Below are 16,307 nucleotides of genomic sequence, written 5' to 3'. Positions count from 1 at the left end.
AGTCGTCTTTCATCACCCCCCTCTCCACCTCTCCCCCACAAGGGGGGAGAGGGCGCAGAGACGCCGAGCGGAACTGCTTGTTCTAGTCCTGAAACTCCCACTCACCCGGTCGGCGCTGACGCGCCGCCCACCCTCTCCCCGCTTGCGGGGAGAGGGAAAGCGTCGGCGAAGTCGGCGCAGGGTGAGGGGCTTCGTGAAGCATCGTTGCAGCGCGTTCGATGGCCGCGCCTCAAGCGCTTCGCCATCGGCGCATGCGCCTTCATTATGATTGCCGGCGCATCAGCCGCCGGCGGTCTCTATTATTTCGCGAAATCGCTCGGCCCGCTCGATGTCTCGATGGCGAAGGCGCGTTCGCCCGTCGTCGTTGATCGCGACGGGCGCCTCCTGCGCCCCTTCACCACGCGCGATGGACGCTGGCGAATTCCCGTCCACGCGGCGGAGGTTGATCCCCGTTATTTCAAGATTCTCATGGCTTATGAGGATCGCCGCTTCGAAGCGCATCGCGGCGTCGATCTCAAGGCGATGGCGCGCGCCGCGATTCAGCTTGCAGCCCACGGACGCATCGTCTCCGGCGGCTCGACGCTCACCATGCAGGTCGCGCGTCTGCTGGAGCCGCGCGAAGAGCGTGGCCTCTCTGCGAAACTCAGGCAGATCGTGCGCGCCTGGCAGCTCGAGCGCGCTTACTCCAAGCAGCAAATCCTCGATCTCTATCTCGCGCTCGCGCCCTATGGCGGCAACATCGAAGGATTGCGCGCGGCGTCGCTGACCTATTTCGGCAAAGAGCCGCGCCGCCTGTCGTTCGGCGAAGCGGCGCTGCTTGTCGCTCTGCCGCAAGCGCCTGAAACACGCCGGCCGGATCGCTTTTCCGAGATCGCACGCCGCGCGCGCGACCGCGTGCTCGATCGCGCCGCCGAATGGAACGTCATTGCGATGGCCGAGGCCGAGCGCGCCAAGGGCGAGCCCGTGCCAAAGGCGCGTCGTCCGTTCCCGATGTTGGCTGCGCATGCGGCTGAAGCGGCGCTGAAGCAGACGCCGAATGAATCCGTGATCAAGCTCACCATCGACGCGCGCCTGCAGGCGTCATTGGAAGAGCTTGTGCGCCAACGCGTCGAGAAGCTCGGGCCGAAGCTCGCGGGCGCTATTCTCGCCGTCGATCACGCCACCGGCGAAGTGCGCGCCCATGTCGGCGGCGGCGAATATCTCTCGGGCGATCGCGCCGGCGGCGTCGATCTCGCTTTCGCCGTGCGCTCGCCGGGTTCCGCGCTGAAACCCTTCATCTATGCGCTGGCGTTCGAGAACGGCGTCGCCCATCCCGAAACGATGCTGGAGGATCGTCCGTCGCGCTTCGGCATCTATGCGCCGGAGAATTTCGACCAGACCTATCAGGGCAATGTCACCGCGCGAAAAGCGTTGCAGAATTCGCTCAATGTGCCCGCGGTTGAACTGCTGGCGGAAGTGAATCCGCAGAATTTGCTGACGCGTCTGAAAGGCGCAGGCGCCGATCTCGTCCTGCCGAAGGATTCAAGCCCCGGCCTTGCAATCGGCCTCGGCGGCGTCGGCATTCGCCTCGCCGACCTCGCGCGGCTTTATGCGGGCCTCGCGCGCGGCGGCGACACGATCCCGCTGGTCTGGCGCGCGAATGAAGCGAAGACGCAGCAGCCGCGACGCCTGACAAGTCGCGTTTCCGCCTGGTATATCGCCGACATCCTGCGCGGCGCGCCGCCGCCGGTGAACGCGCCGCAAGGCCGCATCGCCTTCAAGACCGGCACGTCCTACGGCTATCGCGACGCCTGGTCGATCGGCTACGACCGCAACATGACGATCGCTGTCTGGATCGGCCGTCCCGATGGCGCGTCGGTGTCTGGACTTGTGGGGCGGCAGGTTGCGGCGCCGATTTTGTTCGACGCGTTTTCGCGCGCCGGCATTGATTCCGATTTTCCGCCGCCGCCCGGCGAAGCGCTGATCGCCACCAATGCGACGCTGCCGCCGCCGCTGCGCAACCTGAAGAAGGACGCGCCGAAGACGGCCGGCGCCGTCGCATCCATTCCGCTGCGCATCGCGTTTCCGCTGGCGGATTCGCGCATCGATCTCGGCCTCGCCCGCGGCGTCGCCGATGGCGAACCGCTGGTGATGAAGGCGACCGGCGGCGTCGCGCCCTTCACCTGGCTGGTGAACGGCAAGCCGGTGGCCGAGCAATCGCCGCGCCGGCAGGCGACATGGGCGCCCGATGGCGCGGGCTTCGCGCAGCTTTCCATTGTTGACGCCAATGGCGCGACCGCAAGCGTGAAGATCAGGCTGGATTAAAGCCGCGTCTCTTCCCGTTGTATCGCGCCCTTCGCGCGATGCGTTGACAGATCGCGCGCGCCCTGCGTTTCCTGCCGCAACGATCAATGCAGGGAGCCAATCATGGAATTCGTCACGCCGGGCCTTGCCAATCTCAGCCTCTTCACCGCCGCTGCGCTGGCGCTGCTGCTCGTTCCCGGCCCTGCCGTGCTCTACATCGTCGGCCGCTCGGTGGAGCAGGGCAGGCGCGCGGGTCTTGTCTCGATCCTCGGCATTCACACCGCGACTCTGGTTCATGTCGCCGCTGCGGCGCTGGGACTGTCGGCGCTGCTCGCTTCGTCGGCGCTCGCCTTCAGCATCGTGAAATACGCCGGCGCCGCCTATCTCATCTGGATCGGCCTGCGGAAAATCTTCAGCCGCCCCGAGGAAGCGGAAGCCGGCGCCGCGATGCCGCGTCATGACAATGCGAAGCTCTTCCGCGAAGGCTTCGTCGTCAATTTGCTGAATCCGAAGACCGCCTTGTTCTTCCTCGCCTTCCTGCCGCAATTCGTCGATGTCAGCCGCGGCCATGTCGCGATGCAGATCGCTTTGCTCGGCGCGCTCTTTACCGCGCTCGGCATGGTGACGGACGGCGCCTATGCGATTGCGGCGGGAACGGCGGGCGCCTGGCTGAAGCGCAGCCGCAGCTACCTTAAATTCGAGCGCTATGTCAGCGGCGCGGTGTTCATCGGCCTCGGCCTGACGGCCGCCTTCGCCGGCAACCAGAAGAAATAACGGCATCCGCATTCGCTGGCGGGCGTGATGAAACGATCGCGCCCGCGCCGCGTTCGTCCCTGAGAGAGGGCGGAGATGTCTGATGAGCAGTTCACAGCCGAGATATGCGCGTATCTGGCGCGGCCGCACAAAGAAAGAGAAGGCCGACGCTTATCAGTGCTATTGGCTCGCGACCGGTATTGATCCCTTGATCGGGAAGGGTGCGCTCTCGGTCGAGATGCTGCGCGACGATGGCGAGACGGAGGTCGAATTCGTCACGATCTCGTACTGGGACAGCATTGAAAAGATGGCGCCTGATGGCGGCGATCCCCATCTCACGCATCATCTGCCCGAGGATGAGGATTATCTCATCGAGATTCCGGAGCGGGTGCAGATATTGCGGATTTTAGAGAGCCGCAGTCGAATGGGTTAAGTAGCGGTTCTACACGCCGCCATTGTTCGTATGTCAAAAGCAAATGCGCTTCCCTCTCCCCTCGCGGGAGAGGGTGGCCGCCGGAGGCGGCCGGGTGAGGGGCAGCGCCTCGCATCGAGTTTCCCCCTCATCCGTCGCCTTCGGCGACACCTTCTCCCGCAAGGGGAGAAGGAACACGGCGCAAATAGCGTTTCATTCTTAGCGCGAGGCGTGATTTCGTGATGATTGCGTGGCCACACTTCGCGGGCAGAGCCAGAGAATCAGGCGACATCACGCAGATTTCGCCGGCCGGTTCACGAGGAAAATTCCCGCGGCGACGCAGGCGAGCGCCGCGATCATCAGCGGCGTCACTGGTTCGCCGAGCGCGACATGGCCGAAGACGACGCCGATCGCGGGCGTGAGGAAGGTGAACGCCGCAAGCTTCGTCGCGGGATATTGCGTGATCATCCAGAACCAGGCGAGAAAGGTGATGAAGGTCACGAACACCATCTGGAAGAGAAAGGTCGCGATCACCGGCCATGTCGGATTGAAGACGCCGCGTTCGCCAAGCGCGACGCCGAACAGAGGCAGTGCGACGGCGGCGAAAGCGAGCTGGTAGAGCAGCGTTTTCTCCGCGCTCGCTTTCGAGAGCGCTGTGCCGCGCACGATCAGCGTCGTCGCGCCCCAGCATATCGCCCCGGCGAAGCAGAGCGCGTCACCGAAGAATTCGCTCGCGGCCGAATGCGAAAGCCCGTTCCAGACCGCGAGAATGAGCCCGCCGAAAGCGCAGGAGAGGCCGGCGAATTTGGGCCAGCTCATGCGATCGTCCGGAATCAGCCAGTGCGCTCCGATGGCGACGACGAAAGGCGCCATATAGAGGAAGATCACGCCGCGCGCCGCTGTCGTATGTTCAAGTCCGATGAACAGGCAGGCGAATTCGGCCGCGAAAACAGCGCCGCAGAGAAGCCCGCCGGGAAGCGTGCCGTCGCGCTGGAACAACGACACGCCGCGATGGCGCGCCCACATGATCACCAGCAACGCCGAGCCGAGAGACCGCAAGCCCGCCTGCCAGTTCGGCGAGATGCCGAGAAGCCCGATCTTGGTTGCGATCTGTCCTGCCGCCCATGTCGCGCACATCAGCGTCAGCAGCGCGGCCGCGCGCGCGTCGATGCTCTCTTTCCGCGCCATGGAGGGCGAAACGCCTCAGTGCGTTGGAACGAAAGCGATGCGCACCATGTTGGTCGCGCCCTGCGATCCGAAGGGAACGCCGGCGACGATCATGATGCGATCGCCAGGTTTCGCGAAGCCCTCATGCACGGCGATGGCGCAGGCGCGGTTCACCATCTCGTCCTGATCGGTGAAATCCTCGGTCGTCACTGCATGCACGCCCCAGGCGACGGCGAGGCGCCGCGCCGTATCGACGGAGGGAGTGAGCGCGATCATGGGCGTCTGCGAACGTTCGCGCGCGACGCGCAGGCCGGTCGAGCCGGATGCGGTCAGCGCCACGATCGCCTTGAGATCGAGCGTGTCGGCGATGGCGCGCGCCGCAGCCGAGATCGCATCCGAAGCGGTCGACTCGTGATCAGTGCGCTGGTTGTCGATGATGGCGCGGAAGAAGGGATCGCTTTCGACTTCGCTCGCGATGCGGTTCATCATCGCGACCGCCTCGATCGGATATTGCCCGACCGCGCTTTCCGCCGACAGCATCACGGCGTCGGCGCCTTCGAACACGGCGGTCGCCACATCGGACACCTCCGCGCGCGTCGGCACCGGGCTCGAAATCATCGATTCCAGCATCTGCGTGGCGACGACCACCGGCTTGCCGAGCTTGCGCGCCATGCGCGTGATCTGCTTCTGCAGGCCAGGCACCTTCTCCATCGGCATTTCGACGCCGAGATCGCCGCGCGCCACCATCAGCGCGTCGGACGCTTCCATGATCTCCTCGAGCCGCGCGATCGCCTGCGGCTTCTCGATCTTCGCCATCACCAGCGCGCGGCCGCGCGCCACCTTGCGCACTTCGGCCATGTCGTCCGGCCGCTGCACGAAGGACACCGCGATCCAGTCGACGCCGGCTTCGAGCGCCGCATCGAGATCGCCGCGATCCTTCTCGGTCATGGCGGAGACGGGGATGATGGTGTCTGGCAGGCTGACGCCCTTGCGGTCGGAGAGAACGCCCCCGACTTCGACGCGCAGCGTCGCCTGCTTCGGCGTCGCCGTCTGCACGATCATCGACAATTTGCCGTCATCGAGGATGACGCGGTCGCCGGGTTTGAGCGAAGAGAGAATTTCGGGGTGCGGCAGATGCACGCGGTTCACGTCGCCCGGCGCCGGATCGGAATCAAACGTGAACCCGCCGCCCTTTTCGAGCTTCGCGGAGCCGCCGGCGAAACTCGCCACGCGCAGCTTGGGCCCCTGCAGGTCGGCGAGGATGCCGATCGGCCGGTCGAGCTCGGTCTCGATGGCGCGAATCATCTTCACGCGGTCGGCGATCGCTTCCCGCCCGCCATGGCTCATATTGAGCCGGAACACGTCGACGCCCGCTTCGATAAGCTGGCGGATCGAAGCGGGATTGAGCGTTTTCGGTCCCAGCGTTGCGAGAATTTTGATGCGTCGAAGGCGTCTCATGGATCGCGCGCGCCCTTGTTGTTGGCAGTCGAGATTAGCGATTTTGCGCCCAAGGCCAAACGGAATTCGCGAGTTGCGTCAAGCCTGTCGCTTCAGCGGGCGGGATCGCGTAGGCTTTCGCCTCCAAACGCGTTAGGACGAGGAGGCTCATGACGGGATTGCGACAGAATGCGCATCGGCGCAGGCCTCTCGCCGTTTGCCGCCGCCGCCATGCAAGGGGAGCGGGACGTCGTGTCTGAATCAGCGTCGCGAGAGCGCATGGCCCGCCTCGCGAAATCCCTCTTCGATCGCGGCTACACCGTAGGCTCCTCGGGCAACATCTCGCTGAAGCTCGATGACGGCATGCTGATCACGCCGACGAATTCCTGCCTCGGCTTCCTCGATCCGGCGAAAATCTCGAAGCTCGACGAAAAAGGACGTCATGTCGCAGGCGATCCGCCCTCGAAGGAGGTGTTCCTGCACCGCGCCTTCCTCGACACCCGCGTCGGCGCCAGAGCGATCGTCCATTTGCATTCGACCTACGCCACCGCGCTCTCCTGTCTGCCCGATATCGACGCGGAGGACTGCGTTCCGCCGCTGACGCCCTATGTCGTCATGCGCGTCGGCCGCGTGAAGCTCTTGCCCTACGTCAGGCCGGGCGATGCGAGGATGGGCGACCTGATCCGCGCGCTCGAGGGCCGCTTCGCGGCAGTGCTGCTCGCCAATCACGGGCCTGTGGTCTCAGGCGGCGATCTTGAAAGCGCGGTCTATGCGAGCGAGGAGCTTGAGGAGACCGCGAAGCTCGCCGTGCTGACGCGAGGATTGAAGCCGCGCCTGCTCGAAGGCGCGCAGATCGACGAACTCGTCAGCGTCTTCAACGCGCCAAGGTGACTCATGCTGCGCTTCGCCGCCAACCTCTCCATGATGTTCAACGAATGGGATTTCCTCGATCGCTTCGCAGCCGCGGCTGACGCCGGCTTCGACATCGTCGAGTTCATGTTCCCCTATGATTTTTCGCCTGACGATATCGCCGCGCGCGTTCAGCGCTACAAACTTGAGGTCGCCTTATTCAATTTCCCGCCCGGCGATGCGGCGAAGGATGAGCGAGGTCTTGCCGCGCTCCCCGATCGCCGCGACGAGTTCCGCGCTCATGTTGATCGCGCCATCGTTTACGCCAAGGCGACCGGCGCAAAGCGCATGCACATGATGGCCGGGCGCACGCCCGTGAACGCGGCGTCGAACGCGTGCTTCCGCGAGAATGCGGCGCACGCCGCTGAAAAGGCGGCCGCGATCGGCGCAACTGTTGTGATCGAGCCGCTGAACGGCCGCGACGTCCCCGGCTATTTCCTCAACGACTTCGGACAGGCCGAGCGCATCATCAAGGATCTGTCATTGCCGAACCTGAAATTGCAGTTTGACTTCTATCACTGCCAGATTCTGCATGGCGACGTAATCATGCGGCTGCGTGCTCTGGTGCCGATCATCGGGCATATCCAGATCGCGTCCGTTCCTGACCGCAACGAGCCCGATCTCGGCGAACTCAATTTTCCCGTGATCTTCAGCGAAATCGAGAAATCAGGTTATTCCGGGCCGATCGGCTGCGAATATCGTCCGAAGGGCAAGACGCTCGATGGGCTGGGATGGCTGAAGGAATTGCGGCGCTAGTCGGCGCTAATCCGGAACCGATCCATAAATCGAAGCGCTTTGCTATTCTTTCGCTGGGCCCCGGACACGGTTCCGCTCCACTTCGTTTCGCTTCACCGTTCCGGGGACGGCGAGAGCTTCGCCGCTTCGCAATGAAGCTCTCGCCGTCCCCGGATTCATGAAACGAGCGTCAGCGAGTGAAATGAAGTCCGGGGCCCAGCGCAAGACTCCGCGCAGCGGCTTCGAACTATTCTGTCTGGAAATCGGGCGCGATCTCTTTCAGCGCCGACCGCTTCGTCTCGCAGCGCGCGGCGTGGATGAAAGCGGCCGTCGCGACAGGCCGCGGATCAATATCCCGCCACCGCGAGCGCCGAGACGGTGGCCAGCGCCATCCAGCCGAAATGGCGGCCTTTCGTCGCCCAGGCGTTCGCTGCGGACGCAAACAGATAGTTCGCAACCATTGTCGCGACGATCCAGTGTCGCGCCGGCGACGGAAACATCGGCGCGACAATCAAAAGCACGCCGCCCGCAATCCAGGCGACTGTGCTGCAATGCCAGACCAGCCGCACCAGCGGTCGAAGCCGCGGCGGTTCAATCACCAGACGCGTGAACACATGCGTCTCGCTCAAATACCAGTGGATCAGGGCGACGATGATTGCGCCCGCTCCGGCGGCCTGGAGAAGCATGTCCTGCATCGTCGATCTCCATACATGACTGTATGGTACGCTGGGCTGGCGAGAGTCAATACAGAAGTGTATGGTGTGGAATGACTGATCGGCTGTCGGCGAAAGACTGGCTTGACCAGGGGCTGAAGACGCTGACGGCGCGCGGCTTCACGGCGCTGAAGGCCGATCCGCTGGCGAAAGCGATGGGCGTCTCGCGCGGCAGCTTTTACTGGCACTTCGCCGATGTGGAGGCGTTTCACGCGGCGCTCCTGAATCATTGGCGCGATGTCGCAACCGAGCGCATCATCGCCGAGCTTGAAACTGAAAGCAGGGGCGGCGAGGCGCTGGCGCGGCTGATCCGCCGCGCGTTCGGCGCGAGATTGAAAACGGAAATGGCCGTTCGCAACTGGGCGGCGCATGAGCCGCTCGCGCGCAAGGTCGTGGCCTCGATCGATCAGCGGCGGCTGTCTTATATCGTCAGGCTTTTCGAGAAATCCGGATCTCCGCCATCGCGGGCGCAAGCCAGCGCCCAGGTTCTTTATTGGGCGTTCCTTGGATTTACGCTCTCGGAGAGGGCGATCTCGCGGAAGCAGCGGCAGGCCCTGATCGACGAACTCCTTCGGATTGCCACAGGGAGCGCCTGACGGGTCGAGCGTTGGCGCTCAGCTACGCCGCGTCGTTCAGATGACACGCGCTCATGCGGCCGGGCGCGATCTCCTTCAAGGCCGGCCGCTCCGTCTTGCAGCGTGCGAAAGCGTGCGGACAGCGCGGATGGAAATGGCAGCCCGGCGGCGGTTTCAAAGGCGAGGGGATTTCTCCTTTCAACGCCGCGAATTTCTTCTTCTTCGGTTCGAGCCGCGGCACCTCGGCGAGCAGCGCCTGCGTGTAGGGATGGTTCGGCTTCGCGAAAATCGCTTCGGTCGCGCCGAGCTCGACGATGCGGCCGAGATACATCACGGCGACGCGATCGGAGAGATGCGACACGACGCCGAGATCATGGCTGACGAAGAGATAGGTGAGGCCAAGTTCTTCGCGCAACTTCACGAAGAGATTGATCACCTGCGCCTGGATTGACACATCGAGAGCCGCCGTCGCTTCGTCGCAGACGAGCACGGTTGGTTTCACCGCGAGCGCTCGGGCGATGCCGATGCGCGCGCGCTGGCCGCCGGAGAATTGGTGCGGATAGCGCCGCATGGCAGCTGAATCGAGCCCGACGCGGCGGAACATTTCCGCCACATAGGACTCCATGTCGTTCGCGGGAACGAGCTTGTGGACGACCGGCGCCTCGCCGACGATCTCGATCACGCGCATGCGCGGATTGAGCGACGCCATCGGGTCCTGAAACACCATCTGCACCGCAAGGTCGGCCTTGCGACGTTCACGGCTGTCCATCTTGGCGACATCGCCGCCGCGAAAGCGGACGACGCCGTCGGACGGATCCATGATGCCGGCGACGATGCGGCCGAGCGTTGATTTTCCACAGCCGGATTCGCCGACGAGTCCGACCACCTCGCCCTGCGCGATATCGAGATCGACGCTGTCGACGGCGCGGACGATCTTTGCTTCGCGTTTCGCCCCGAACAGGTTCGCGATTTTTTCCGCGGCATCGATCGGGGTGACGAAGCGTTTGGAGACGCCGGAAAGCGAGAGAAGAGGGGCGCTCATGCCGCGATCTCCGGAGCGACAAGAGGATGAAAGCAGCGCGCCTTGCGGCCATGGCCGAAATCAGTCGCTTCCGGCGCCGTCGTGCAGATATCGCTGGCGCGCCCGCAGCGCGGCCGGAAGGCGCAGCCCGGCGGCAGGCGCGCGAGCGAGGGCGTCATGCCTGAAATCTGCGCCAGCGGGACGCCGCGCTTGTTGCGGCTCGGCACCGAACCGATGAGGCCGCTTGTATAGGGATGCAGCGGCGCGGTCAGCACATCGGCGACGCCGCCTTCCTCGACGAGCTTGCCCGCATACATCACGGCGACACGATCCGCGAGCGAGGCGACGACAGAGAGATCATGTGTGATCCAGACCAGCGCGGTGCCCGTCTCTTCCGCGAGGCGCTGCACTTCGGAAAGAATCTGCGCCTGGATGGTGACGTCGAGCGCGGTGGTCGGCTCGTCCGCGATGATCAGCGATGGTCCATGCAGCAGCGCGATCGCGATGGCGACGCGCTGGCGCATGCCGCCGGAGAACTGATGGGGGTAGGCGACGAGCCGCTCTTCCGGCGACGGAATGCCGACCTTTCCGAGCGCCTCCAGCGCCCGGGCGCGCGCCGCCTTCTCGCTCACACGCTCATGCGCCTGCACCGTCTCGATCATCTGCGTGTCGACGCGCAGCACGGGGTTGAGCGTCGACATCGGATCCTGGAAGATCATGGCCATGCGACGGCCGCGCAACGCGCGCAGCTCGTCTTCGGTCTTGCCGATGAGCTCTTCGCCCTCGAACTTGATCGAGCCGCGCGCGATGCTGCCGGGGGCGTCGATCAGACCCATGATCGCAAGGCCGGTGACGGATTTGCCCGAGCCGGATTCGCCGACGAGGCCGAGCACTTCGCCGCGCGACACGGAGAAGCTGACGCCGTCGACAGCCTTCACCAACCCGTCGCGCGCGCCGAAGGTGACGGCGAGATCGGAGACTTCGAGAACGGCGGTCATGTCAGCTTGTTTTGAGCAAGAGCGGCGTCGGCGCTCCGGGGCAGGCGCATACCCGTCCCCGGAACGGCGCAGCGAGGCGCAGCCGAGCGGAGCCGTGTCCGGGGCCCAGCACAACAAATCTGCGCCGCAGGCGCACTTCTCTTCGATCAATCATATGAGCTCGCTACGCTCGCAATTCTTCCGCTGGGCCCCGGTCTCCATTCCGCTCGGCCTTCGCCTCGCTTCATGGAACCGGGGACGGCGGCGGACCTCTCTGGAAAGAGACATCAATGCGCGAGCCGGGGATTGAGAACGTCGCGCAGGCGATCGCCGACGAGATTGATGGCGACGATCGCGATCACGAGTGCGACGCCGGGGAAGGTGGAGATCCAGTATTTGCCTGACAGGAGATACTGGTAGCCCTTCGCGATCAGCATGCCGAGCGAAGGCTCGGTCACGGGCACGCCGACGCCGAGGAAGGACAGCGTCGATTCAAGCGCGATGGCGTGCGCCACCTGCACTGTGGCGACGACGATGAGCGGCGGCAGGCAGTTCGGCAGCAGATGGCGGAACACCACGCGGCTCTTCGGCAACGCAAGGCAGCGCGCCGCCTCGATATATTCGCGACGACGTTCGACAAGCGCCGAGCCGCGCACCGTGCGCGCATAGTAGGCCCATTGCACCACGACGAGCGCGATCACCACCTTGTCGACGCCGCGGCCGAACACGGCGAGCAGCACGAGCGCGATCAGGATCGCAGGAAAGGAGAGCTGGAGATCGACGACGCGCATGACGATCGTATCAACCTTGCCGCCGGCATAGGCGGCGAGCACGCCGACCGAGGCGCCGATGGCGCAGGCGAAAACGACGGACACAGCGCCGACGCCGAGCGAGATGCGCATGCCGTAGATGATGCCGGACAGCATGTCGCGGCCCTGCTCGTCGGTGCCGAGCCAGGCGGTGAAGCCGGCGCCCATCTTCGAGCCCGGCGGCAGCGTGCCGTCCATGATATCGAGCTGCGTCAGATCATAAGGGTTCTGCGGCGTGATCCACGGCGCGAGGATCGCCAGCGCCAGCAGGATGAGAAGAATACTGAGCCCGATCACCGCGGACGGGCTTTGCATGAAGGAGGCGACATGGCGCTTCCACAGCGCTTCGCCGCGATCGGCTGCGGGAGGCAGCGCGGCAGGTGAAAGGGCGGCGTCGGTCATGGCGATCACCCCTTGGCTTCGACCAGACGCACGCGCGGATCGATCGCGGCGTAGATCAGGTCGACAATGAAGTTGATGACGACGAAGAGGATCACAGTGAACATGAGATAGGCGACGATGACAGGCCGGTCGAGCCGATTGATCGAGTCGATCAAAAGCTTGCCCATGCCGGGATAGGCGAACACGGTCTCAGTGACGACGGCGAAGGCGATCATCGAGCCGAATTCGAGGCCGATCACGGTCACGACGGGGATCATCATGTTCTTGACGATATGGACGAGCACGATGCGCCGATAGGAAAGCCCCTTGGCGCGCGCGAAACGCACATAATCCTGCATCGCGACTTCACGCGTGCCGGCGCGCGCGAGCCGCACGACGAGCGCCGCCTTGTAGAGCGAGAGGGTCAGCGCCGGCAGGAAGAGATGGCGCAACCCGTCCCATGTCAGCAGCGAGATCGGCACGCCGAACACGTTGACCGTTTCGCCGCGGCCGCTCGCGGGCAGCCATTTCAGCTCAACGGCGAAGAACAGGATGAGCATCAAGCCGATCCAGAAATTCGGCAGGGAGAAGCCGAGGATCGAGCCCGACATGACCGTGCGTGAAAACCAGGAGTCGGGCTTCAGGCCGGCATAGACGCCAAGCGGCACGCCGAGCGCGACCGAGAGCACGAGCGCGGTGAGCGCGAGCTCCATCGTTGCGGGCAGGCGCTGCAGGATGAGCTTCAACGTGGGTTCGTTATAAACGAAGCTCTTGCCGAGATCGCCGCGCAGCGCGTTGCCCGCGAAGATGAAGAACTGCTCCCAGAGCGGCTTGTCGAGGCCGAGCTCGCGCGCCAGCGCCGCCTTCTCCGCGTCGCTCGCGTCCTGCGCGGCGAGCAAATCGATCGGATTACCGATCGCATACATCGACACGAACACGACCGTCGCCATCACCGCCACGACGAGAGCGGCCTGGGCGAAACGTCGGATCAGATAAACCAGCATATTTTGACTCGCGCTGTCGCCGCGCCGCCGGAGCGGCGCGACGAAGCCTTGCAATCAGTTGGACGGGCCGGGCTTCACGCCCATGGCGAGCGTGTTCTCGTCCGAGCGCGCCTTGTAGGTCAGGCCCTTCTTCAACGCCCAGGGGCGGATCTCGAAATGCAGCGGCAGGATGCCGACATCGTCGGCGACCATCTTTGAAGCCTGCTGCAGCAGCTTCTCGCGCTCCTTGTCGTCGATGGTCTCCGTCGCCTTGATCACGAGCGCGTCCATCTGCGGATTTGAGTAGCGCGAGCGGTTGGTGGTTCCGAGCCCTTTGCCGGGATTGTGGCTAACGGAAAGCGCGACCAGCGAATTCGAGATTTCGCCGGTGGCCGAGCCCCATCCCGCAAGGAAGGCGGAGAACTCATATTTGGTGCGGCGGGTGAAGAAGGTGCCGGCCGTCATGGCGTCGATGTTGGTCTTCACGCCGATGCGGGTCCACATCTGCGCCACCGCCTGCGCCACCTTCTCGTCATTGATGTAGCGGTCGTTCGGCGTCGCCAGCGTGATCTCGAATCCGTTGGGATAGCCGGCCTCGGCGAGGAGTTTCTTCGCGCCGTCGGGATCATACTTCGTGATCGGAAAGCCCTTCGTCGACCCGAACATGGGGTAGGGCAGGAGTTCGCCCGCCGGCACCGCGACGCCGCCCATGATGCGCTCGACGATCGCCTGGCGGTTGATCGCCATGGACATCGCCTGCCGCACCCTTTTGTCGAGCATCGGGTTCTTGTCGGTTCCCTTGACGGTTGGCGACTTCCAGTTGGGATCGTTGAACTGGTCGAGTTGGATATAGATCACGCGGCTCGTCAGCGCCTGCGAAATGGTCGCGCCTGATGTCTTGATGCGCTCGATGTCTTGCATCGGCGGCGCTTCGATCATGTCGACGTCGCCCGCCAGCAGGCCGGCCACACGGGCGCCCGCGTTGGAGAGCGGTTTCATCGTCACTTTTTTCCAGTACGGTTTTTCGCCCCAGTAATTCTCGTTGCGCTCAAGCACGATCTGCGAGCCGAGCGTGAACTCGACAAATTTGTAGGGGCCTGCGCCGATGGCTTTCGCCGGATTGTTGAATTCCACCGGCTTCGGATTGCCGCCGAAATCCTCGCAGCCGCCGGGCTTGAACTTGATGTTCTTGCCGCCGCCGAAAACGTCGGCGTTCAGGATGTTCACGGAAATCAGATTGTTCGGCAGCAGTGGATCAGGCGTGGCGGTCTTGATGATCAGTGTTTCATCGTCCGGCGTCTCCATCGCGACGACGCTCTTGATCGCATAGCTGAAGGGGCCGGGCGATCCCTCGACGAAGGGCACGCGGCAGAAGGAATAGACCACGTCGCGCGGCGTCAGCTTCTGGCCGTTCGAGAAGGTCGCCTTCGGCTGCAGCTTGAATTCCCAGGTCGTGTCGTTGAGCGGCTTCCAGGAGCGCGCCAGCCCCGGAGTCAGCCGCTGCGTCTCGTCATTGTCGACGAGCGCGCCGAAGACGTGCAGCGCGAGCGCGTTGTTCGGGTTCAGCGCATGGAATTGCGGATCGGCCGATGTCGGCTCCGACGACAGCCCGATGCGCAGCTCCTGCGCCTGCGCCACAGCAGCGGTCAGCGCCGCAACCGACAGGGCGAGCGAAAACGAACGGATCATTGAACTCCTCCAAAACAAGCGCGCCCGGTGTTCGCCCGCGCGAATTCCGCGATTCTTCGCCGTTCCCCGCGGCCCTCCCGCCGAACAAAGGGGAAACAGCAAGCGCCTCGCCGGCTGTCGCGTCCTGCCGACACGTTGCGCCGGATGAAGCGCTCTCGCAAGATGGCGCGGACAATGCTTCAACAGCGGCGCCCGGCCGCCGGAATTCCGGATTTCCAGGTTCCGCAACTTCTCAGATATTTGGCCCTTCACGATCAGAAAGCTCAAGACTCCAAGCCATGACCGACGCCCGCGCCATCACCGACATTCTCCGATCCCTCGTGTCGTTCGACACGACGAGCCGCAACTCCAACCTGCCCTGCATCGACTGGATCGAGAATTATCTGAAGGGGCTTGGCGTCGCGACCGAGCGCGTGATGGATGAGACCGGCGAGAAGGCCAATCTCTGGGCGACGATCGGGCCGGCGGACAAGCCAGGCTACGTGCTGTCAGGCCATGTCGACGTCGTGCCGGTCGATGGCCAGTCCTGGTCGACCGATCCGTTCGCGCTCGCGGAGAAGGACGGCAAGCTCTATGGCCGCGGCGCCTGCGACATGAAGGGCTTTGACGCGGTCTGTCTCGCCATGGCGCCGGCGATGGTGAAGGCCAACCTCAAGACGCCGATTCATTTCGCTTTCTCCTACGACGAGGAGGTCGGCTGCGTCGGCGTGCGCACCCTGCTCGACAAGCTGAAGGACAGGCCGGTGATTCCAAAGGGCTGCTTCGTCGGCGAGCCGACAAGCATGCAGGTGATCATCGGCCACAAGGGCGGTCGCCGCGTCTGGGTGACGGTGAAGGGCAAGGCGGCGCATTCCTCGCTCGTGCCGCAGGGCGTGAATGCGATCGAATGGGGCGCTCGCGTCGTGTCTTTCATCCGCGATCTCGAGGAGAAGCTGGAGACCGAAGGCAATCGCGATCCGCTTTACGATATCCAGCATACGACGACGCAGGTCGGACTTTTCTCCGGCGGCGTCGCGAGCAACATCGTGCCGGAACAGGCGAAGTTCACCTATGAGGTGCGCGCCATCGGCCTCGATGATCCCACCGAGATTGCGAAGTCGGTCGAGCGCTACGCCAGGGAAAAGCTTGAACCGCGCATGAAGAAGATCGATCCCGCCTGCGGCTTCGAGTTCGACTGGGCTGGCGGCGTGCCTGGTTTCGACGCCGCGCCCGAGACCGAGGTGGTGACGCTGGCGAAAAAGTTCGCCAACCGCAACGATCACGCCAAGGTCGCCTATGGCACCGAGGCCGGCCTCTTCGTGCAGATGGCTGGCATTCCGACGGTGGTGATTGGTCCCGGCTCGATCGAGCAGGCGCACAAGCCGGACGAGTTCGTCGAAATTGCGCAGCTTCTGTCCTGCGCGAAGTTCGTCGATAATCTGATCCAGCATTGCGCGAAGTAGCGATTGCGTTCGAGGTGGGGC

Annotated in this window: 15 protein-coding genes; 7 read left to right on the top strand and 8 right to left on the bottom strand. The window is 64.2% G+C overall.

What is annotated here, in order from left to right; translation table 11 throughout:
• Positions 1–264: 264 nt before the first annotated feature.
• The 3 genes from pbpC (at position 265) to L8F45_RS17130 (ending at position 3,469) form a co-directional block, all read left to right on the top strand.
• Complete coding sequence (gene pbpC / locus L8F45_RS17140) at positions 265–2,304, top strand: penicillin-binding protein 1C (RefSeq protein WP_342363475.1); 2,040 nt, start codon at positions 265–267, stop codon at positions 2,302–2,304.
• Positions 2,305–2,406: 102 nt separating this feature from the next.
• Positions 2,407–3,057, top strand: coding sequence for a LysE family translocator (locus tag L8F45_RS17135; RefSeq protein WP_342359087.1), 651 nt, complete (start codon positions 2,407–2,409; stop codon positions 3,055–3,057).
• 82 nt (positions 3,058–3,139) lie between these two features.
• Positions 3,140–3,469, top strand: a complete 330-nt coding sequence (locus L8F45_RS17130) for a hypothetical protein (RefSeq protein ID WP_342359086.1) — start codon at positions 3,140–3,142, stop codon at positions 3,467–3,469.
• Between the two features lie 270 nt (positions 3,470–3,739).
• On the opposite strand, the gene L8F45_RS17125 is transcribed toward L8F45_RS17130, so the two are convergent.
• Together L8F45_RS17125 and pyk are read right to left on the bottom strand one after the other, a co-directional pair.
• Positions 3,740–4,636: a DMT family transporter gene (locus tag L8F45_RS17125; RefSeq protein WP_342359085.1), complete on the bottom strand. Its 897-nt coding sequence runs from the start codon at positions 4,634–4,636 to the stop codon at positions 3,740–3,742.
• A gap of 15 nt (positions 4,637–4,651) precedes the next feature.
• Positions 4,652–6,073 (bottom strand): pyruvate kinase, encoded by a 1,422-nt coding sequence (gene pyk / locus L8F45_RS17120; protein ID WP_342359084.1) that lies wholly within the window; start codon positions 6,071–6,073, stop codon positions 4,652–4,654.
• A gap of 231 nt (positions 6,074–6,304) precedes the next feature.
• Here pyk and otnC point away from each other — a divergent pair, with 231 nt between their 5' ends.
• Positions 6,305–6,943, top strand: a complete 639-nt coding sequence (gene otnC / locus L8F45_RS17115; RefSeq protein ID WP_342359083.1) for a 3-oxo-tetronate 4-phosphate decarboxylase — start codon at positions 6,305–6,307, stop codon at positions 6,941–6,943.
• 3 nt (positions 6,944–6,946) lie between these two features.
• Positions 6,947–7,717: a 2-oxo-tetronate isomerase gene (gene otnI, locus L8F45_RS17110; protein ID WP_342359082.1), complete on the top strand. Its 771-nt coding sequence runs from the start codon at positions 6,947–6,949 to the stop codon at positions 7,715–7,717.
• 326 nt (positions 7,718–8,043) lie between these two features.
• Here the strand turns inward: otnI and L8F45_RS17105 are convergent, their stop codons facing one another.
• A complete protein-coding gene (locus L8F45_RS17105) occupies positions 8,044–8,391 on the bottom strand; it encodes a hypothetical protein (protein WP_342359081.1) in 348 nt (115 codons plus the stop codon).
• Positions 8,392–8,462: 71 nt separating this feature from the next.
• On the opposite strand from L8F45_RS17105, the gene L8F45_RS17100 reads away from it, so the two are divergent.
• A complete protein-coding gene (locus L8F45_RS17100) occupies positions 8,463–9,005 on the top strand; it encodes a TetR/AcrR family transcriptional regulator (protein WP_342359080.1) in 543 nt (180 codons plus the stop codon).
• A 22-nt stretch (positions 9,006–9,027) separates the two neighbouring features.
• On the opposite strand, the gene L8F45_RS17095 is transcribed toward L8F45_RS17100, so the two are convergent.
• From L8F45_RS17095 to L8F45_RS17075, 5 genes are all read right to left on the bottom strand, one after another.
• Positions 9,028–10,026, bottom strand: a complete 999-nt coding sequence (locus tag L8F45_RS17095; protein ID WP_342359079.1) for an ABC transporter ATP-binding protein — start codon at positions 10,024–10,026, stop codon at positions 9,028–9,030.
• Positions 10,023–11,003 carry an ABC transporter ATP-binding protein gene (locus L8F45_RS17090; RefSeq protein ID WP_342359078.1) on the bottom strand — a complete coding sequence of 327 codons (981 nt, stop codon included), beginning with the start codon at positions 11,001–11,003 and terminating at the stop codon, positions 10,023–10,025. Before L8F45_RS17090 ends, L8F45_RS17095 begins: the two co-directional genes overlap by 4 nt.
• A gap of 266 nt (positions 11,004–11,269) precedes the next feature.
• The gene (locus tag L8F45_RS17085) at positions 11,270–12,106 is read right to left on the bottom strand and encodes an ABC transporter permease (protein WP_342363474.1); all 837 of its coding nucleotides are present in this window, start codon (positions 12,104–12,106) and stop codon (positions 11,270–11,272) included.
• A gap of 92 nt (positions 12,107–12,198) precedes the next feature.
• Entirely contained in the window at positions 12,199–13,176 is a 978-nt protein-coding gene (locus tag L8F45_RS17080; RefSeq protein ID WP_342359077.1) for an ABC transporter permease, read from the bottom strand.
• Between the two features lie 54 nt (positions 13,177–13,230).
• Positions 13,231–14,844, bottom strand: a complete 1,614-nt coding sequence (locus L8F45_RS17075; RefSeq protein ID WP_342359076.1) for an ABC transporter substrate-binding protein — start codon at positions 14,842–14,844, stop codon at positions 13,231–13,233.
• A gap of 278 nt (positions 14,845–15,122) precedes the next feature.
• On the opposite strand from L8F45_RS17075, the gene argE reads away from it, so the two are divergent.
• Positions 15,123–16,286 carry an acetylornithine deacetylase gene (argE, locus tag L8F45_RS17070; protein WP_342359075.1) on the top strand — a complete coding sequence of 388 codons (1,164 nt, stop codon included), beginning with the start codon at positions 15,123–15,125 and terminating at the stop codon, positions 16,284–16,286.
• Positions 16,287–16,307 lie beyond the last annotated feature (21 nt).

The organism is Terrirubrum flagellatum, assembly GCF_022059845.1.
GTDB lineage: Bacteria > Pseudomonadota > Alphaproteobacteria > Rhizobiales > Beijerinckiaceae > Terrirubrum > Terrirubrum flagellatum.
Note: the sequence above shows the minus strand (reverse complement) of the source record. Positions and strands in the feature narration are given on the sequence as shown.